This window comes from Streptomyces cirratus (assembly GCF_014650775.1).
GTDB classification, from domain to species: Bacteria; Actinomycetota; Actinomycetes; order Streptomycetales; family Streptomycetaceae; genus Streptomyces; species Streptomyces cirratus.
This window is the reverse complement of the sequence record NZ_BMVP01000019.1, coordinates 14,502-33,910: the sequence shown is the minus strand read 5'-3', so window position 1 is coordinate 33,910 and position 19,409 is coordinate 14,502. Positions and strand designations below refer to the sequence as shown.

The 19,409-nt window shown below is 69.0% G+C and carries 12 protein-coding genes; 1 reads left to right on the top strand and 11 read right to left on the bottom strand.

Features of this window, described 5'->3' with window-relative positions; genetic code table 11:
• From IE207_RS29425 to IE207_RS29415, 3 genes are all read right to left on the bottom strand, one after another.
• On the bottom strand, positions 1–4,440 hold the full coding sequence (locus IE207_RS29425) for a bifunctional glycosyltransferase/CDP-glycerol:glycerophosphate glycerophosphotransferase (RefSeq protein ID WP_190187367.1): 4,440 nt from the start codon (positions 4,438–4,440) through the stop codon (positions 1–3).
• Complete coding sequence (locus IE207_RS29420) at positions 4,437–5,618, bottom strand: CDP-alcohol phosphatidyltransferase family protein (RefSeq protein WP_190187366.1); 1,182 nt, start codon at positions 5,616–5,618, stop codon at positions 4,437–4,439. Before IE207_RS29420 ends, IE207_RS29425 begins: the two co-directional genes overlap by 4 nt.
• A 221-nt stretch (positions 5,619–5,839) precedes the next feature.
• Positions 5,840–7,438 carry a hypothetical protein gene (locus IE207_RS29415; protein ID WP_190187365.1) on the bottom strand — a complete coding sequence of 533 codons (1,599 nt, stop codon included), beginning with the start codon at positions 7,436–7,438 and terminating at the stop codon, positions 5,840–5,842.
• Positions 7,439–7,597: 159 nt separating this feature from the next.
• Between IE207_RS29415 and IE207_RS29410 the strand changes: the two genes are divergently transcribed.
• The gene (locus IE207_RS29410; RefSeq protein WP_190187364.1) at positions 7,598–8,659 is read left to right on the top strand and encodes an LCP family protein; all 1,062 of its coding nucleotides are present in this window, start codon (positions 7,598–7,600) and stop codon (positions 8,657–8,659) included.
• Between the two features lie 32 nt (positions 8,660–8,691).
• On the opposite strand, the gene IE207_RS29405 is transcribed toward IE207_RS29410, so the two are convergent.
• From IE207_RS29405 to IE207_RS29370, 8 genes are all read right to left on the bottom strand, one after another.
• Positions 8,692–10,188 (bottom strand): amino acid permease, encoded by a 1,497-nt coding sequence (locus tag IE207_RS29405; RefSeq protein WP_308433683.1) that lies wholly within the window; start codon positions 10,186–10,188, stop codon positions 8,692–8,694.
• 107 nt (positions 10,189–10,295) lie between these two features.
• A complete protein-coding gene (gene dxs, locus IE207_RS29400; RefSeq protein WP_190187363.1) occupies positions 10,296–12,212 on the bottom strand; it encodes a 1-deoxy-D-xylulose-5-phosphate synthase in 1,917 nt (638 codons plus the stop codon).
• A 253-nt stretch (positions 12,213–12,465) separates the two neighbouring features.
• Positions 12,466–13,755, bottom strand: coding sequence for a sugar ABC transporter permease (locus IE207_RS29395; protein WP_190187410.1), 1,290 nt, complete (start codon positions 13,753–13,755; stop codon positions 12,466–12,468).
• 26 nt (positions 13,756–13,781) lie between these two features.
• Positions 13,782–14,570: an ATP-binding cassette domain-containing protein gene (locus IE207_RS29390; protein WP_190187409.1), complete on the bottom strand. Its 789-nt coding sequence runs from the start codon at positions 14,568–14,570 to the stop codon at positions 13,782–13,784.
• A gap of 250 nt (positions 14,571–14,820) precedes the next feature.
• A complete protein-coding gene (locus IE207_RS29385; RefSeq protein WP_190187362.1) occupies positions 14,821–15,933 on the bottom strand; it encodes a sugar ABC transporter substrate-binding protein in 1,113 nt (370 codons plus the stop codon).
• 117 nt (positions 15,934–16,050) lie between these two features.
• On the bottom strand, positions 16,051–17,265 hold the full coding sequence (locus tag IE207_RS29380; RefSeq protein ID WP_190187361.1) for an ROK family transcriptional regulator: 1,215 nt from the start codon (positions 17,263–17,265) through the stop codon (positions 16,051–16,053).
• Between the two features lie 237 nt (positions 17,266–17,502).
• Positions 17,503–18,429 carry a carbohydrate ABC transporter permease gene (locus IE207_RS29375; RefSeq protein WP_190187360.1) on the bottom strand — a complete coding sequence of 309 codons (927 nt, stop codon included), beginning with the start codon at positions 18,427–18,429 and terminating at the stop codon, positions 17,503–17,505.
• A 13-nt stretch (positions 18,430–18,442) separates the two neighbouring features.
• Positions 18,443–19,387 (bottom strand): carbohydrate ABC transporter permease, encoded by a 945-nt coding sequence (locus tag IE207_RS29370; RefSeq protein WP_190187359.1) that lies wholly within the window; start codon positions 19,385–19,387, stop codon positions 18,443–18,445.
• Between the last annotated feature and the right edge of the window lie 22 nt (positions 19,388–19,409).

Genomic DNA, 19,409 nt, shown 5'->3' with positions numbered 1-19,409 from the left:
TCAGAACTCCCCGAAGCCGCGTGCTCCGAGGTACAACTGCGCCCGCTGGTCACCCACGGCGTTCGCATCCATCGTTTCGATCACCTGGTAGGCACGCTCGCAGTTCGAGGTGTCGCGCAGGACGAAGAACTCGGCGGCGCGCTGCAGGTACCGGGGCTCCACCTCGAAGTTCCGCTCGAAGACCGCGATGATCTCGTCGACCGCGTGGTCGACGGTACGACAGGCCGGACCGAAGCCGTCGCGCGCCAGGTCGAAGTAGCCGCGCTTGTAGTGCTTGCTGTAGAAGGACTCGTCGTCGAAGTTCGTGTAGACGATGGGCTTGCCCATGTAGGCCACGTCGAAGAAGACGGACGAGTAGTCGGTGACCAGCATCGAGCACTCGCGCATCGCGAGTTGCACGTCCCGGCCGGTCGAGGACACGGTGATCGACGGGTGGTCGATCTTGAAGTGGCCGAGGTAGGGCCGGATCTCGTAGTGCGGCATGAACTCCAGCTCGACGCCGTAGTACTGGAGCGCCTTCAGCAGCCGCTCGTTGCGCAGTAGCGAGGAGAAGAACCGGTAGTACTCGGACGCGGGGAACGGTATCTCGGGCTTGGCAGCCCTGTTGTAGGACGGTGCCACGATGTCCCGGCGCCAGGTCGGCATGACCAGCACCCGTCGCAGCCCGGGCACCGGCTCCAGGGCGTCGAAGCGGGGCAGGCCGGTCGCCGCGACGCGCTCGTATCCGTAGCCGCAGTGCTCGGCGTAGTAGGACCGCTCGCTGCGCCCCGTGGTCAGCACCATGTCGACATTGGTGGCCTGGCCGTGGATCGAGGCGACGACGTCGTTGTAGACGACACCGTGCTGGAGGAACACCCGCTTGTAGCGCAGCAGGTCGCCGTAGCCCCGCAGGAAGGCGCGCTTGTGCAGGCCCGGGAAGCCGAGGTAGGCCTCCAGGTCGTAGGCGTTGATCAGGCGTTCCGCGTGGAGCAGGTACGCGCGGTGCTTCCACGACAGCCGGTCGATGACCTGCCCGTAGCGGGCGACCTTGTCCCAGTCGGGGGAGTCTCCGTTGATGGAGTAGTAGATCTTGCACTTGGGCCGGTTCTGCCGGATCCACTTGAACAGGTGGTAGCTGTTGTCCTGCGCGGTGTCCTCGCGCTCGCCGATGATCCATATGCCCCGGCCGTGCAGGTACGGGTAGGTCAGCCAGTACATCAGGCGGGTGCGCCAGCCGGGGCGGCCCGGGAGCGAGTTGCGCACTTCCCGGCCCAGCCGGCGCAGCTTGTCCTTGCGCCGGGCCAGGAAGCCGCGTACCCAGCGGACGGTGACCTGTTCGTCCTCGTCGATCGACAGGACGAAGCGCTGCCGTCCCGAGGTGTGCACCCCCTTGAAGCGGTGCAGCATCTGCCGGGCCGCAAGGTGGATGTCGTGGTGGAGTTCGCCGTTGAGCACGCGGATGGTCAAGGTCAGCTCCGCGTTGCGCAGCGTGTCGAGCGCCGACGGGCGGACCGTGGCGCGCCAGCCGGAGAGCCAGTCCTGGTTCTTGCGGGTACGCCAGCGGTCGCGCCGGTAGACCTGCTCCACGGGAATGGTCACCTCCCGCTCCCCGTCGGACAGCACCAGCTGGATGCGGTTGGTGAAGGCGGTGTCGATGTCCACGCCGGAGAAGACGAGGAGCCCTTCGAAGTGCATCCCGTCGTCGTTCCAGGCGAACGTCTCCAGGACGGCGCCGGCCCGCTGGACGCGCAGCAGCTTGGTCGCCACCGGGTCGCTCGCGAGCCTGCGGTACATCCCCTCTTCGTCGAGGAAGAGGGTGGGCAGGTAGTCGGGTTTGCCCAGCGGGTCGGCGAAGAGGTCGAGGTTGCCCGTGACGATCGCGTGGTGCTGGACCTTGGACTGGGGGTGCGTGGCGTACTGGAGGATCACGTCGTCGGGGATCTGGCCGTAGACGGATCTCAGCAGGGGCAGGACCGCGGCGAGCTCCGGTCTGCTCATGATCCTGTGCATGTTGCGGACGTAGGGCTGGGTCGTACGGACCACGAAGCGCTGGGCCAGGCGCACGACGCGGGCCGGGGCACCGTGGACCGAGTCCAGGACGTACGCGGCCAGGCGGACCCGGTCCACCGCCTTGACGGGGTCGTTCCAGGGGTGGTCGAAGAGCGAGTCCTGCTTCTGCTCCTCGCGTTCGAAGAAGCGCGCGTCCGGTGCGACGGTCAGCGACTTCGCGTACAGCACGGCCGGGACGGTGAACCAGTCGTCCTCGGGGCCGGGGCCCGGGCCGCAGCGGAAGCCGTGCGCACGGACGTGGGAGGTCTTGAAGAGCTTCCCGCCGAGCAGCGTGGAGAAGACGAGGTACGGTGCGTCGGACAGTCTGCGGACGGGCTGCTTGGCACTGAAGTACCGCTGCCACGGCTCGTCCGCGCCGCGCCACGGGCCGGGGAAGTTGTCCGCCTGGCCCACGACCACGTCGGCACCGCGGACCCGGCGGGCCGCCGTGAGCAGCCTGCCGACGGAGTCCTCGCCGAGGATGTCCCGGGCGCGCGCGAACATCACGTAGGGGGCCGCGACGTACCGCAGTCCGTGGTCGAAGGCGGTGCGCACGCCGAGGCGGTGCTGGGTGACGACGACGGCGTTGCGGTAGTAGGCGGTGAAGGCCGCCAATTGCTGCGGGGTGCTGTCGCTCGACCCGTCGTCGACGAACACCACCTGGGTGCCGGGGAAGGCGCGCTGCGCGACGAGCGAGGAGAGGAACTCGCGCAGGTGGTACTCGTCGTTGTGGCACTGGACCACGATCGCGGCCTCGTACTGCTCGGGCGGTGCGACGGGGACGGCCGGGGCGACGTCCTGCCACCACAGCCAGGGGGTGCCCCGCTCGGACGTGGTGGCCTGCCGTCGCTCGGTCTCCGGGCGCAGGCCCAGGTTGCCGCTGACGGTCTCGTAGACCTCGAGGACTCCGGCCTTGCCGGGGTGGCGCAGGCCGGTGACGTCGAGACCGCTGATGTTCAGGGCGGTGGAGGCGCGTTCGCCGTCGTGGCGGAGCTGGACGAAGAAGTTCCAGTGGCCCGCCTGGTCGGCCTTGTCCACGGCGGAGGCGAGGTCCACGGTGCTGTGGTAGCGGATCCAGTCCGCGTCGATCTCCACGCCGCCGACGGGGAAGCGGTGGTCCGTCTTGGTGCTGCGGCGCCGCAGCACCGCGATGAGCTCCACCTTGTCGTCGGGGCGGAACCGGCCGAACTGGTTGCGTATCGCGCCCGAGATGTGCAGTTCGCCGTCGACCAGCTCGACCGACACCGCCTGGTTGTACAGGCGGGCGTCGGCGAGCTTGCGGCCGGTCAGCTCCAACTCGGTGACCTCGAGGAACCGCTCGGCGTCGGGGTGGCCGAGCAGCGACTCCGACCAGAACACCCGGCCGTCCCGCTCGACGATGTCGGAGCTGATGACGCTGCGGCGGCGCATGTAGTCGGAGGCCGAGACCGCGATGTCGACCCGGCCGTGCATCAGACCGAAGGCACGCACCCGCTCCATGGGTCCGCACAGCTCGAAGGCGGCGGGTTCGAGCGTGCGCAGGTACGGGGCTACGGCGGCCAGGAAACCGTTGTGGTAGGCGCGGTCGCCGGTGCGCAGCTCGGGGGTGTAGAGCCGCAGGTCGTGCGAGAGGAACTTGGCAGCCTTGCGGGCCAGCAGGTCCGGGCGGCCGACGCTGTGCAGGAAGCTGTCGGTGTACTGGTGGACCAGGATGCGGTCGCGGATGCTGCGCAGTTCGCCCCGCCGGTTGGTGATCGAGGGCTGGTCCGACTCCCGCTCCCACATCCACCGGTAGACGGGGGTGGGGAGGATGGTCAGGGACCGGGCGTGGAAGTTCGCGACGGTGGAGAAGTACGTGTCCTCGAAGAAGACGCCCTCGGGGAAGCGGATGCCGAAGCTGTCGAGGAAGTCCCGGCGGTACAGTTTGCCGGCCGCGATCGGGTCCTCGAAGAGCTCCGGCATGGCGCTCAGGCCGGCCCCCGTCTGCTCGGCGGGGTACAGCTGCGGCTGCCAGACGGTGATCTCGTCGGTGGCGAGGTTGATGCGCACGACACGGCCGGCGGTGACCTCGGACCCCGTCCTGAGGGCGGAGGAGAGCAGCGTCTCGACGGCCTTGAGCGGAAGCTCGTCGTCCGCGTCGAGGAACATCACGAACTGGCCGGAGGCGGCTTCGATGCCGTTGTTGCGGGGGGCGCCGCAGCCGCCGCTGTTGTGCGGTCGCTCGATGACGCGGACCCGGCCGTCCTGGCCGGCGAACTGGCGGGCGACCCCGAGGGTGCTGTCGGTGGAGCAGTCGTCGACGACGAGCACCTCGATGCCGCGGTGCGTCTGGGCCAGCGCCGACTGGAGCGCCCGGGCGAGCGTGGCGCTCGCGTTGAAGGCCGGGATGACGATGGTGACGCGGTACTGCGACGTGTCGACCGGGAAGCTCATCTGGGGTGGCGCTCCGGTTCGGCGTAGTCAGGTCGCGGCGACGGCTGGGACGGGATCTTGTGCAGCTGCATGGTGTCGGTGACGCCGCCCGTGTACTCGTCCGTGTAGGGCCGCGGGTACGGCTGGAAGCCGGGGTCCTCGTACGGCTCGGGCGCGGGGAACATCTGGTCGGCGCGCATCGCGCGCGCGTCGTCCTCGCCGCGGCGACGGTGGCGTCCGGCGTGCAGGTGGGGGGCGATGGAACCGGCGCGCGAGGGGGTGTTGCCCGGGTCGAGCCGTTCCATCGTGCGCGTGAAGTCGCGGGTGGAGAGCCAGAACTTGAACATGATGACGAGCTCGAAGGCGCCCATCAGCACGGCCGACACGGCGGTGGTCCACAGGACGTGGCCGATGACCGGGCCGATGATGAAGATGAACATCTGGAACTCGATGCCGCTGATGAGGTGCGGCCGGATGCGGCTCTGCACCAGGGCGTGGCGGACCCGTGCGTACCAGGGGAAGCGCTCGCGGAACTGCTGGTGCAGGTCGATGACCTCGGCCTGGTCGACCTCGGCCTTCTCCCGCTTGAGGGCGTCGGCCTCGCCCAGGGGGTTCTCCCGCAGCAGGTCTTCGATGAAGACGACCTTCCGCTCCTCCTCTTCGAGCCCCTGCTCCGCCTGGCGGGCGAGGGTGACCGCCTCGATCTTGTTCCGCATGGACATGCGCATCTTGTAGATCTGGAGGGCGTCCACGTAGCGGAGCATGTCGAGGAAGATGACGGCGAGGGCCGCGAGGAGGTAGATCTCCTCGTCGTGGATCAGGAACTGGCCGCCCATGAGGGCCAGCGCGCAGAAGAGCACGCGAATGCGGTCGAAGACGTAATCGAGCCAGCCGCCGAAGATGGTGCCGTTGCCCTTGAGGCGGGCGAGCTTGCCGTCGATGCAGTCGAGGATGAAGCTGACGTGGTAGAGGCCCGCGCCGATGCACAGGGAGAGCCAGTCGCCCTGGAGGAAGAACCAGGCCGAGCCGAGGCCCACGTAGAGCGCCGCCCAGGTCACACGGTTGGGCGTCACGAAGTTCCAACGGGCGAACAGACAGACGAGGCGGGTCGCCACCGGGTCGACCAGAAGGACCGTCCACCAGGCGTCCCGCTTTTTGCAGGTCAGCTTCTGGACGGCCTTTAGTGACAGCTTGGACATAACCCCTCAGTCGTCGACGGCGTCGAACCTGGCCTACAGGGACGCCAACGCTCGAACCACGAGCACGGGCGACAGCAGGCGCCGCCACCGTGACGCCAAACGTTCACCTATGTTTTAGATAAAGGGCGCTGAACGACCATAACAAGTCACGTGTGACACCAGCCAGAGCGCAAGATGACAACTACTGACACCACACCCCGTGCGAACCACCAGAACGTCCCTTATTGAACCTCCCAGCGAGTGAACTCCAGGCCGGAAGGTCCCAGTTGCTGCCGGGCCACACGCAGTCTCCCGTCAGCTCCGACTGTGGTGATCACCACACGGCCCCGGCTGTCGAACGCGGCCGCCGGCGGAACCAAAGAGGGCTCTCCGGACTCCGCCCACCACACGCCCGTGTCGGGCCGCCCGTCCGGGTGTGCGCCGATGGCCGCCACTCCCCCGGCGCCGCCGCGCACGAGGACCGTGCAGCCCCACCCCTGGATGTCGGCGCCCGTCACCCCGTCGACCGGACCGACCCCGTCCGGCCCGCCGAGGCCGATCGGCGCCTGCGCACCCGGCCACCAGACGCAGACCTCGTTGCTGCCGGCGTAACGGAAGCGGACCGCACCGGCCTCGGGGGCCGCGGAGAGGCTCCCCGGGTACGGGCTCACCGGTATCCGGCGGTCCTCCGCCCATCCCGAGGCCGCGTCCCGCCGGTACCAGTGCACCGCGGCCCGGGCGTCGCGCGCCCTCGCCACCATGTGCACCCCGCCGTCGGCGGCCGGGAAGGCGGCCAGTTCGTCGGCGGTCCGCATTCCCCCGAGCGTTTCCCAGCCGCTGAGGGCGCCCTTGGGGGACTGCCTCCGCGCGCTGACGCTGTGCCCGAAATTGCGGACGAAGAGGTGCAGGGAGCCCGCAGCGTCGAAGGTGGCCGCCGGAAAGCCGACTTCGCGGGCCTTCTGCCAGCTCGCGCCATTGGGGTTGCCGATCGATGTCCAGGGCCCGACCGGACGGCCCGTCTGGTACTGGGTCGCACAGACCACCTCGACCGCGAACCCGCCCTCCTTGCGCTTGGTCCGGCTCAGCCCGATCAGGTGCGCGTAGCCCTCGGGACCCCGGAGCACGGTCAGCCCGGGCATCAGTTCCGGGCCCTCGAGCAGCTCCGGGCCCCGCCACCCCTCCGACTCGGTGGCGCCCTCGGTCCAGCGGACCACGCCGGCAGCCGTGGGCAGGTAGGCGGACAGGCGGCCGTCCGTCCCGGCCATCAGCCACCGGGTGGGCAGCGGGTAGCGGGTGCACGCCTCGGCAGGCAGGCCGTTCTCGGCTCCGGCCCTGCGGCAGTCGACGAAGACCGGGGTGCCGACGGCCAACTGGTAGCGGCGGGCGGCCCTGAGCGCACTGCGGGCCACCTGGCCGCGCGCCTGCGGCTCGTTGACGATGGGCAGCTTGCGTTCCCGGTCGATGTCGTCGTGAACGGGATCCGGATCGAGGGTCCGCACGCGCAGCGGCCCGATGTCGTGGAGGGTGTCGAGGATCTGGCCGGTGAGGTTGCCCGCCTCGGCATCGAGGAAGAACGGTTCTCCGGGGAAGACGCAGCCGCGTCTGCGCGCCTGGGTGACGGCCGCTTCCAACGCGCGGTGCTCGGCGTCGCCGCCGCCGTCGAGGCAGACGACCTCGATCACGGAGCCGACCGGTTCGGAGCGGATGAAGGGAACGGCATCCGCAGGGCCGGCCACGACGATCGCCACCGGCGCCGCGCGACCCGGCCGCGAGTCGGTACCCGGCAGCGGTTCGCGGGACGTCTCACCGCGTCGGGCACGGCGTCTGGTTGCTCGGGCCACGGCTTCCTCTCCTCCTACCTGGCGCCTCGCGGACTCCGGGATTTCCGCTTCACGACCGACCAGGAGGACGATAAGCGCTCTCCCGTTCGACTCAGAAATCTGCTTATAGTGCAGCGGCATCCGGACGTCCGGCCCAGGCCCCCCGAGGATTCGAGCAGTATGACCCAAGACACCGCCACCCGCCGGACCGCGGACCGGGGGGCGCGCCCGCGCAAGCGCCGAGTGTTGAAGATCGTCCTGCTCGTGGCCGCCGTACTGATCCTGGGCACCGCGGGCGCCGGCTGGTGGGCCTACAGCCACCTCAACGGCAACATCGACAGCGTCGACCTGGACCGGGCGATCGGCGACAACCGTCCGCCCAAGGTGGTCGAGAACGCCCAGAACGTCCTGGTCCTGGGCTCCGATTCACGGGCCGGCGCCAACGCGGACCTGGACCACGGCGACGTCAGCGGAGCCCGCTCCGACACCGCGATGCTCGTCCACATACCCGAGGGCCGGTCCAAGGCCACCGCGGTCAGCATCCCCCGCGACACCCTGATCAGCCGGCCCGAGTGCAAGAACGCGGACGGCGCCACGGTGCCGCCCGCGAACCGGGTCATGTTCAACTCCGTCTACTCGGTGGCCGGTCCGGCCTGCGTGGTCAAGACCGTCGAACAGCTCTCCGGGATCCGCGTGGACCACTTCGTCGAGGTGGACTTCGCCGGCTTCAAGGAGCTGGTCGACGCCCTCGGCGGGGTCACCGTCACCCTCGACAAGCCGATGAGCGGAGCCAAGGGCGGCCTCAAGCTGGACGCCGGAACGCACCGGCTGAACGGCACCGACTCGCTCAAGTTCGTCCGTACCCGCTACGGCTACGGCGACGGCAGCGACCTCGGACGCATAGGCCTGCAGCAGAAGTTCATGCTGGCGATGCTGGCCGAGTTGAAGAACCAGGACGCCCTCGGCAACCCGGCGCGTCTCTACAAGCTCGCCGACGCCGGCACCAAGTCGCTCACCACCGACTCCCAGCTCGCCTCGCTGACCTCCCTCGCCGACTTCGCGCAGAGCATGAAGGGCGTCGACCCGGCCACGATGGAGACCATCATGCTGCCGGTGGCCTACGACAAGGTCGACCCGAACCGGGTGATCGTCGCCCAGCCGCAGGCCACCCAGCTGTGGGACGCGCTGCGCGCGGACCAGAAGATCCCCGCTGCGGCGAAGGACTCCCCCGCCAAGGGCTGAACCGGCGCCGCGCCCGCAGGCCCCCGTGCCGACTAGAACTCCGCGTCCTGGCCGGCGCGGGCGAGGCGGCTGTTGTGCCGGCTGTACAGGAAGTAGACGACGAAGCCGACGACCATCCAGATGCCGAACCGCAGCCAGGTCTCCGCGGGCAGGTTGAGCATCAGCCAGACGGACGCGGCGATCGACAGGATCGGCACCAGCGGCACCCACGGCGTCCGGAACGACCGGTGCAGGTCCGGACGGGTGCGGCGCAGGACGATCACGCCGAGCGCGACGACCACGAACGCGAACAGCGTACCGATGTTGACCAGTTCGGCGAGCTTCTCCAGGCTCGTGAAGCCCGCGACGACGGCGATGATCACGCCGAGCGTGATGGTCGCCCGGTAGGGCGTGCGGTACCGCGGGTGGGTGACGGAGAAGAAGCGGGGCAGCAGTCCGTCACGGCTCATCGCGAAGAACACACGGGTCTGGCCGAGTAGCAGGATCATGCACACCGTGATCAGGCCGACGGAGGCCCCGAGGCTGATGGCGCCCGAGAAGAAGGGCTGGTTCACGGACTTGAAGGCTTCGGCGAGCGGGGCGGTGGCCGACATCTGCGTGTACTTCTCCATGCCGGTGACCACCAGCGTCACGGCGACGTAGAGCACCGTGCAGATGATCAGCGAACCGATGATGCCGCGCGGCATGTCCCGCTGGGGGTTCTTGGTCTCCTCCGCCGCAGTCGCCACGACGTCGAAGCCGATGAAGGCGAAGAAGACGAGAGAGGCCGCGGTGAAGATGCCCATCACGCCGAAGTTGGTGGGGGCGTAGCCGAAGATCAGCTGGACCAGGGGCGCCTTCCAACCGCTCCCCGGGGGCTGTGCCTGGGCCGGCGGGATGAACGGCTTGTAGTTGTCCGCCTTGATGAAGAACAGCCCGGCGACGATGACGAGCAGCACCACCGTCACCTTGATGGCGACGACGATCGCGGTGATCCGGGCCGACAGCTTCGTCCCCACGACGAGGATCGCGGTCAGTACCAGGACCAGCAGGAAGGCCAACAGGTCGAAGGTGCCTCCCCCGTCCGGCCCCGACAGCGCGGCGGGCAGGTCCCAGCCGAGGTTCGTGCTCAACAGGTGACGCACGTACCCGGACCAGCCGACCGCCACGACGGCGGTGCCGAGGGCGAACTCCAGTACGAGGTCCCAGCCGATGATCCAGGCGGGCAACTCGCCGATCGAGGCGTAGGAGAAGGTGTACGCCGAACCGGCCACCGGCACGGTGGAGGCGAACTCCGCGTAGCACAGTGCCGCCAGGGCGCAGACGATGCCCGCCGCGACGAAGGCGAGGGCGGTGGCGGGTCCGGCGTTGTTCCGCGCCGCGATGCCCGTGAGGACGAAGATGCCGGTGCCGATGATGACGCCGACCCCGAAGACCGTCAGGTCCCAGGCGGAGAGCGACTTGCGGAGCGCGTGTTCCGGCTCTTCCGTGTCACGGATGGACTGCTCCACCGTCTTGGTCCGGAAGGGGCTTTTCAGGTTCCTGCTCACCGACGCACCTCCGGCGGGTAACGAGGCACACGAGAACGGGCCGGGAGGCCCACCCCTTCAAGGGTGATCTCCCGGCCCGTCACCCGCAACCGCGCGCGGCCGCTCCGTCAGTCGACGGTGGCGGCCGGCTCGCTGTCGTAGCGGCCGTCCAACTTGGCCACCAGGCCCGTGACCTGCCGGGCGATGTCGGGCGCGGTGAGCCCGATCTCGGCCAGGATCTCCTTGCGCAGCGCGTGGTCGAGGAAGCGCTGCGGGATGCCGAAGTCGCGCAGCGGTACGTCGACACCCGCGTCGCGCAGGGCCTGCGAGACGGCGGCGCCCACACCGCCGGTACGGCCGTTGTCCTCGACGGTGACGACGACGCGGTGCTGCTCGGCGAGCGGGGCCAGCGCCTCGTCCACGGGCTTGACCCAGCGGGGGTCGACCACGGTGGTGGAGATGCCCTGCTTGTCGAGCAGGGCTGCGATCTCCAGGCACATCGGGGCGAGCGCGCCCACCGATACGAGGAGTACGTCCGGCCGGGTGACTTCCGGCGCGGGGGTGCGCAGCACGTCCATGCCGCCGATCCGGCCGACGGCCGGGACGGCCGGGCCGACGACGCCCTTGGAGTAGCGCACCACGGTCGGCGCGTCCTTGACGTCGACGGCCTCGCGGAGCTGGGCGCGCAGCTGCTCGGCGTCGCGCGGGGCCGCGAGGCGCAGGCCCGGGACGACCTGGAGGATGGACATGTCCCACATGCCGTTGTGGGAGGCGCCGTCGTCACCGGTGACGCCCGCGCGGTCCAGGACGAAGGTGACGCCGCACTTGTGCAGGGCCACGTCCATCAGGACCTGGTCGAAGGCGCGGTTGAGGAACGTGGCGTACACCGCGAAGACGGGGTGGACCCCGCCGGTGGCGAGGCCGGCCGCGGAGGTCGCGGCGTGCTGCTCGGCGATGCCGACGTCGAAGATGCGGTCCGGGAAGGCCTCGGCGAACTTGTTGAGGCCGACCGGGTGGAGCATGGCGGCGGTGATGCCGACGATGTCTTCGCGCTCGTGGCCGAGCTTGACCATCTCGTCGGCGAAGACGGAGGTCCAGCTGGCGGCGGCGGTCTTCACGGGCAGGCCGGTGTCCGGGTGGATCACGCCGACCGCGTGGAAGCGGTCCGCCTCGTGTTCCAGCGCCGGGGTGTAGCCGCGGCCCTTCTGGGTGAGGCAGTGCACGATGACCGGGCCGCTGAACCGCTTGGCGCGCTGGAGTGCCGATTCCAGGGCCTCGATGTCGTGGCCGTCGATGGGGCCGATGTACTTGAGGCCCAGGTCCTCGAACATGCCCTGCGGGGCGATGAAGTCCTTGAGGCCCTTCTTGGCCCCGTGCAGGGTCTCGAAGAGGGGCTTGCCGACGACCGGGGTGCGCTCCAGGAGCTCCTTGCCGCGGGCCAGGAAGCGCTCGTAGCCGTCGGTGGTGCGCAGGGTGGCCAGGTGGTTGGCGAGGCCGCCGATGGTGGGTCCGTAGGAGCGCTCGTTGTCGTTGACGACGATGACGAGGGGGCGGTCCTTGGCTGCGGCGATGTTGTTCAGCGCCTCCCAGGCCATGCCGCCGGTCAGCGCGCCGTCGCCGATGACGGCGGCGACGTGGTGGTCCTGGCGCCGGAGCACCTCGTTGGCCTTGGCGAGGCCGTCGGCCCAGCCCAGCACCGTGGAGGCGTGGGAGTTCTCGATCACGTCGTGCTCGGACTCGGCGCGCGAGGGGTAGCCGGACAGGCCGCCCTTGGTGCGCAGGCCGCCGAAGTCCTGGCGGCCCGTGAGCAGCTTGTGGACGTAGGCCTGGTGGCCGGTGTCGAAGAGGACCTTGTCCTTCGGCGAGTCGAAGACCCGGTGCAAGGCGATCGTCAGTTCGACCACGCCGAGGTTGGGGCCGAGGTGCCCGCCGGTCTTGGAGACGGCGTCGACGAGGAAGGACCTGATCTCGTCGGCGAGCTGGGAGAGCTCCTCCTGGCTGAGCCGGTCCAGATCGCGCGGTCCCTTGATGCGGGGCAGCAGCACCCGTGCCTCCTTGCAGTTGCTTGCTGGTCTGTCGAGTCTAATGTTCCGCTCGCGACGAGCATCATCGGGCGGTACCGGGACGGCCACGCCTTTGTCATACCTGTACACACCCCCGGGAAATCACACATCCCAAACGGGCGCATACCCGCACAGGCGTGCGCACATATGTACGCACGTGTGCCCGGCACCACGCGAAGTGGCACCGGGCACTGTGACGGTTCTTACCGCCGGGTCACACCCTGCGGCACCGCCGTCAGGCGCGTCCCGCCGTCTTCTGGGTCTTGCGGGTGACCGAGTCGATGACCACGGTGGCCAGCAGGACCGCACCGGTGATCATGTACTGGATCGGCGTCGCGATGCCTTCCAGCGCCAGACCGTACTGGATCGAGGTGATGACCATGACGCCGAGGAGGGCGTTCCAGGTCCGGCCGCGGCCGCCGAAGAGGCTGGTGCCGCCGATGACGGCCGCCGCGATCACGTTCATCAGCAGGTCGCCGGCGCCGGCGCTCTGGTTGGCGGCCGCGATCTTGGAGGCCCAGAAGAGCCCGCCGACGGCGGCGAAGGTGCCCGCGATGGCGAAGACCGCGATGCGGATGCCGGTGACGTTGATGCCCGCGCGGCGGGAGGCCTCGACGCTGCCGCCGAGCGCGAAGACGTTGCGCCCGAAGGTCGTGCGGCGCAGCACGAAGTCCGTGCCGACGAGGACGACCAGGAACAGCACCACGGCGAGGGGCAGGCCCTTGTACTGGTTGAACACCACGGCCGGACCGAAGGTGAACACCGCGAGCACGCAGGTGCGCAGCACGATCTCGCCGAGCGGCCGGGAGGGGACGCCCGCGGCCTGGCGGCGGCGGTTGTCGAAGAAGGTGGCGAGGAAGTACGCCGCCACCGCGACCGCCGCGAGTCCGTAGCCGGCGGCCACGTCGGAGAAGAAGTACGTCGTCAGCTTCCCGACGACGCCCTCGGAGTCGAGGTTGATGGTGCCGTTGCTGCCGAGGATCTGCAGCATCGCGCCGGACCAGAACAGCAGGCCGGACAGGGTGACGGCGAAGGCCGGGGCGCCGATCCGGGCGAAGAAGAAGCCGTGGAGGGCGCCGATCAGCGCACCGCCCGCGACGGCGGCGAGGATCGCGAGCCATTCGTTCACGCCGTGGGTGACGGCGAGGACGGCGACGATCGCACCCGAGACGCCGCTGACCGAACCGACCGAGAGGTCGATCTCGCCGAGCAGCAGCACGAAGATGATGCCGACGGCCATCATGCCGGTGGCGACCATCGTGATGGCGATGTTGGTGAGGTTCTCCGGGGAGAGGAAGTTCGCGTTCAGCCCCTGGAAGATGCCCCAGATGATGATCAGGCCGAGGACGACCGGGATGGAGCCCAGGTCACCGGCCTTCATCTTGCGGCCGAACTCGCTGAGGTAGCCGGAGAGGCCCTGCTCGCGGACGAGCAGGCGGGGGTCGACGGCCGGGATGGCGTCCGATGCGGCGGCCGGGTTGACCGGGTCGACGTGCTCCGTCCGGTCCGCGGGGCCCTTGCCCAGCGGATCGGCGGCAGGGTTCTGGGTGCTCACTTGCGGGCCTCCCCGGTGCGGGCCGCCCGGCGGGTCACGGCGTTGTCCGTGGCCCCGGTGATGGCGGAGATGATCTCTTCCTGCGAGGTGTCGGCGACGCTGAAGACGCCGTTGTTGCGGCCCAGCCGCAGCACCGCCACCTTGTCGGCGACGGCCTTCACGTCGGCCATGTTGTGGCTGATGAGGATGACGGCGTGGCCGCGCTCGCGCAGTCGCTCCACCAGGTCGAGGACCTGGGCGGTCTGCTCGACGCCGAGGGCCGCCGTGGGCTCGTCGAGGATGACGAGCTTGGGCTCGCCGAGCATCGAACGGGCGATCGCCACGGTCTGGCGCTGACCGCCGGACAGCGAGGCGATCGGGATCCGGACACTGGGGATCCGGATGGACAGGGTGGTCAGGAGCTCGCGGGCGCGGCGCTCCATCTCCACCTCGTCGAGGATGCCGCGGCGCTTGAGCTCGCGGCCGAGGAAGAGGTTGCCGACGACGTCGATGTTGTCGCACAGCGCGAGGTCCTGGTAGACCGTCGCGATGCCCAGGTTCTGGGCGTCGTGGGGCTTGGTGATGGAGACCGGGCGTCCCTCCCACTCGATGACCCCGTCATCGATGGGGTGCACGCCGGCGATCGTCTTGACCAGCGTGGACTTGCCGGCGCCGTTGTCACCGACGAGGGCGACCACCTCACCGGAGTGGATCTCGAGTTCTACGTCGGTCAGGGCCTGAACGGCGCCGAACCGCTTCGAGACCCCTCGCAACGCCAACACGGGCGCAGCGGACACATGAACCATCTCCTTCGCCGCCTGACCGGCGGGGATGTCGTGCAAAAGAGCAGGAACGCGAATGGGGCAATGGGGGCCGGAGCCCTCAGAAAATTACGGACGAAACGTTTCTGTACCGGCGCCCCGCGGATGGCGGGGAAAGGGGGCGGGGCGCCGGACAGGCGTGGGGTCGTCCCTTTCGGGCGACGGGGGCCTTCACCTCAGGCCGACTGCTCGGGCCGGTTCACTCCGGCCCGCTTGCCTCAGGCCTTCGGCCCGCTTACTTCAAGCCGATGCTCGTGCAGGCGGCCGCGTACTTGTCGGTGCAGATCTCGTCGAGCGTGTAGACGCCGTCCTTGACGACGGTGTCCTTGATGTTGGCCTTGGTGAGCGAGACGACCGGGATCAGCACGGACGGGACGCCCTTGGTGGTCGGGCTGTCGACGTTCTGGTTGACGATGTCGGCGATCTTCTCGTGCTTGGCGAGGGCGACGGCCATCTGGGCGGCGGCCGCGGCCTCCGGCGCGTACGGCTTGTAGACGCTCATGAACTGCTCACCCGCGACGATGCGCTGCACGCCCGCGAGCTCCGCGTCCTGGCCGGTCACGGGCGGGAGGGGGGACAGACCGGCCGCCTTGAGGGCGGTGATGATGCCGCCGGCCATGCCGTCGTTGGCGGAGTAGACGCCGATCACCTTGTCCTTGCCGAGCGCCGAGAGCGCGCCCGCCATGTTGGTGTTGGCGTTCTCCGGCTTCCACTCCTTGGTGTCGTACTCCTTGCCGATGTTCACCTTGCCGTCGAGGACGGAGTGCGCGCCCTTCTTGAACAGGGCGGCGTTCGGGTCGGTGACGGAGCCGTTCATCATGACGATCTGGCCGTCCTTGGCCTTGTCGCCCAGCGCGTCGAGCAGGGCCTTGCCCTGGACCTTGCCGACCTCTTCGTTGTCGAAGGAGGTGTAGGCGTCGATCGGGCCTTCGGCGAGGCGGTCGTAGGCGACGACCGGGATGCCGGCGTCCTTGGCCTTCTTGACCGAGCCGGCGATGGCCTTGGCGTCGACCGCGTCGACGATCAGGACGTCCACCTTGTTGGTGATCATCGTGTCGACCTGCGAGTTCTGCGTGGTCGCGTCCTGCTTGGCGTTGGCGTAGACGACCTTGGCCTTGCCGCCGGTGAGGTCGGCGACCTTCTTCTCGATGAGCGGCTTGTCGAACTTCTCGTAACGGGCCGTCTGGTTTTCCGGAAGGAGCAGGCCGACGGTTATCGCGTCGCCCTTGGCCGGGCCCGACTCCTTCGCCTTGTCGCCGGACTCCTTCGCGCTCCCACATGCGGCGAGGGAAACGGCCATCGCGCCGGCGGCAACGGCAACAGCGGCTCTGCGCATACGAGTGTTCATTGGTTGAACCTCCCTGACGAGGCCGCGACAGTGCGGCCGAGGTGGATGCGAGTCAACCCCGGCCGCAGTTTGCCGTCAAGGAGTGAATCCTTAACGAGATGACAACGGTGCCATCCGTTATCTAACTGAAGACATCAGGGCGGGAGCCCGTACTCCGATTCCATTTTCTGCCAAAAGCGTCGAATCACCCATCTCGCTCAGCACGAGAGCCAGGGCGCCGAGCACTTCCGCGCGCCCGCCCAGGGAACCCGTGAGCACCGAGAGCTGCCGTGCCGCGCTGGGGATGGCGTACCTCCCCACTGATTCACGGATGGGGGCGAGGACCAGTTCACCGGCTTCGGCGAGCGAGCCGCCGAGCACCACCCGGCTGGGGTTCAGCAGGTTGCACAGGCTGGCCACGCCGCTGCCGATGTGACGGCCGACGTCCGTGATGACCCGACGGCAGCCGGGGTCGCCCCCGCGGGCCAGCTCCACGACCCGGTCCATCGTCAACTCCGGTCCGTGGGTGCCCTGTAGGAGGGGCAGGACGTACCGGGCGGCGGTGAACGTCTCCAGGCAGCCGCGGTTGCCGCAGCGGCAGACCGGGCCCGATTCGTCGAGGGTGATGTGCCCGATCTCGCCCGCCGTGCCGCCGGGTCCCCGGTAGATCTGACCGTTGATCACCAGACCGGAGCCGACACCGCTGGCGACCTTGATGTAGGCGAGGTCCTTGACCCCCCGGCCGCTCCCCCAGACCAGTTCGCCGAGCGCACCCAGGTTCGCGTCGTTGTCCACGTACACCGGTACGCCCAAACGGCTGGACAGCTCCTGGCGCGGGTTGATTCCGGCCCAGCCCGGCAGGATCGCGGTGGAGCCGAGCGTGCCGGACTCGACGTCGATGGGGCCGGGGACGCCGAGGCCGACGCCGATGACCTTGTCGCGGCCCACCCCTATGCCCGCGATCAGCCGCCCGACCAGCGCCTCCGCGCGGTCGAAGCCCTCGGTCCAGGAGGCGTCCACGTCCAGCGGCTCGGAGTCCTCGGCGAGCACCTGGTGGGCGAGGTTGCCCACGGCCACCCGCAGGTGGGTGTGGCCGAAGTCCACGCCGATGACGATGCCCGCGTCCCCGCTGAGCGAGACGCTGCGGGCCCGCCGGCCGCCCGCCGAGGTGTCGGTGACCTCGACGGTCCCGCCTTCCTTGAGTTCACGGACGATGTTGGAGACCGTGGCCGCCGACAGTCCGGTGGCGCGGGCGATCTCCGCCTGCGTCAGTGAACCCGCGAGCCGGACGGCCCGCACGACGCGTTCGAGGTTCGCGCGATGCAGCGACGACTGCGATCCCGGAGTCTGCACGACTCATCCACTCCTGCCCATAAGCGACGGCCGGCCGTCGCCCCCCGGCCGGCGATCAGGGCTGGGTGCTCCGAGACACCGGCGTCTCTCCAACTTGTGAACCTTAAGTCGAGCCTTTGGCCCCTCACACGTCAAGAGGCTGACACAGCACGAAACGGCCACTATCGGCCATATTGGCTGATAGAAGGCCGTTCATTTCGTGTCACGGGCCCTGCGGGGGCCGGCGGGGCGGCAGCCCTACTTGAGGGTGGCGGAGGTCAGGCCGGCCTGGATCTGGCGCTGGAAGGAGAGGTAGACCACCAGCATCGGGATCATCGCGATCGTCACGCCGGCGAACAGCACCGGCAGGTCCGTCTCGTAGCCCATCTGGTACTGGAGCTGGATCAGGCCCTGGGTGAGCATGTAGCGCTCGGGGTCCGATCCGCTCTGGGGCTGCATCAGCACGGAGGGCAGGATGTACTGGTTCCACTGGCCCAGGACATTGAATATCCCCACGCTGATCAGACCGGGCTTGGCCATCGGCAGCATGACCTGGAAGAAGATCCGGGTGTCGGAGGCCCCGTCGATCACCGCCGCCTCGTGGACCGCCGTGGGCAGCGTCCGGAAGAACGAGTGCATGAAGAAGACGGTGAACGGCATCGAGTACGCCACGTACACGAGGATCAGGCCCTGGTACGTGTTGAGCATGTCGAGGCGCTTGACCATGAAGAAGAGCGGGACGAGGGCCAGGAAGACGGGGAACATCGCCCCGCTGACGAAGAAGTAGTACACGACCCGGTTCCCCGGGAAGGGGTAGCGGGCCAGCACGTACGCCGCCATCGACCCGAGCAGCATGGTCAGCGGGACGGAGAACACCAGCACGATCAGCGTGTGGGCGAAGTAGTCGCCGATGCCCTTGTCCCAGGCGCGGGAAAAGGCGTCGAAGTGCCAGTGTGAGGGCCAGCTGAGGGCCGAGCCGCCGATCTGCGAGTCGGTCTTGAAGGAGCCGAGCGCGAGCCAGATCAGGGGCAGGACGATCAGTATCGCCCAGACGGCCAGGAAGCCGTGCGAGAAGACGTTGAGCACCGTGCCGTCGGAGGGGCCCTTGCCGCCCTCCTTGGCGCGGCGGCCGCCGCCGGGCCGCTCGGCGGCGGCCTCTCCGGGGGCCTTGGTCACTGTGGTCATCGGTGTCTCCCGCTCAGAACTCGATGCGCTCGCGGCGGGTGGCGCGCAGCGTGACGATGGAGAGGATCATGGTCAGGACGAGCATGACCACGCCCATGGCGCAGGCGTATCCGCTCTTGCCGAAGTAGAGGAAGTTGCGCATCAGCACGGTCGCCATGACCTCGCTGTGGTGGTCGGGGCCGCCGCCGAACTGGCCCGAGGTCATCGTGGACACGAGGACGAACATGTCCATCGCGGCGATGCCCAGGTACACGGCGGCGGTCTGTACCGAGTCCCACAGCAGGGGCAGGGTGACCTTGAAGAAGGTCTGGGCCCGGCCGGCGCCGTCCAGCAGCGCTGCCTCGTAGATGTCCCGGGGGACGGACTGCATGGCCGCGGAGAAGAGCACCAGGTAGAAGCCGACTCCGTGCCAGACGACCACCATGAGCAGGCACCACAGCACCAGGTTCGGCTCGTTCAGCCATTCGACGGGGTGGGCCGGGTCGACGACGCCGAGCTTGGTGAGGAAGCCGTTGAGCAGGCCGCCCGCGTCGCTGCGGTACACGGCGCCGAAGAGCACGGCGAGGATGGCGAGGGAGAGGACCTGCGGGAAGAAGTAGACGATCTTGTAGAGGCCCGATCCGCGCACGCCCCGCACCCCGCCGGCGCCGCTGCGGCCGCCCGCGTTCACCATGAAGGCGAAGAACAGCGCGAGCAGGATGGTGATCACCGGGACGAACACCAGGAGCAGCAGGTTGTGCCACAGGGCGCCGCGGAAGACCTCGTCCTTCATCAGCGCCGCGTAGTTGTCCAGGCCGACGAACTGGAACGTCGGCGACTGACCCGACCAGTTGGTGAAGGAGTAGCCGAACGTCTGGATGTAGGGCCAGATGACGAAGGTCAGGTACAGCGCGAGCGGCAGGATCAGGAAGCCGGTGATGAAACCGCCCCGTCCTGTGCCGCGGGCAACGTGGCTCATGGTGTCCGTCCCGTCCGTGACG

Bases quoted from the DNA above. Each gene is read 5' to 3' on its own strand.
- IE207_RS29425 (WP_190187367.1), bottom strand. From the start codon at position 4,440: ATGAGCTTCCCGGTCGACACGTCGCAGTACCGCGTCACCATCGTCATC.
- IE207_RS29385 (WP_190187362.1), bottom strand. From the start codon at position 15,933: ATGAACACTCGTATGCGCAGAGCCGCTGTTGCCGTTGCCGCCGGCGCG.
- IE207_RS29375 (WP_190187360.1), bottom strand. From the start codon at position 18,429: ATGACCACAGTGACCAAGGCCCCCGGAGAGGCCGCCGCCGAGCGGCCC.
- IE207_RS29420 (WP_190187366.1), bottom strand. From the start codon at position 5,618: ATGTCCAAGCTGTCACTAAAGGCCGTCCAGAAGCTGACCTGCAAAAAG.
- IE207_RS29390 (WP_190187409.1), bottom strand. From the start codon at position 14,570: ATGGTTCATGTGTCCGCTGCGCCCGTGTTGGCGTTGCGAGGGGTCTCG.
- IE207_RS29370 (WP_190187359.1), bottom strand. From the start codon at position 19,387: ATGAGCCACGTTGCCCGCGGCACAGGACGGGGCGGTTTCATCACCGGC.
- IE207_RS29410 (WP_190187364.1), top strand. From the start codon at position 7,598: ATGACCCAAGACACCGCCACCCGCCGGACCGCGGACCGGGGGGCGCGC.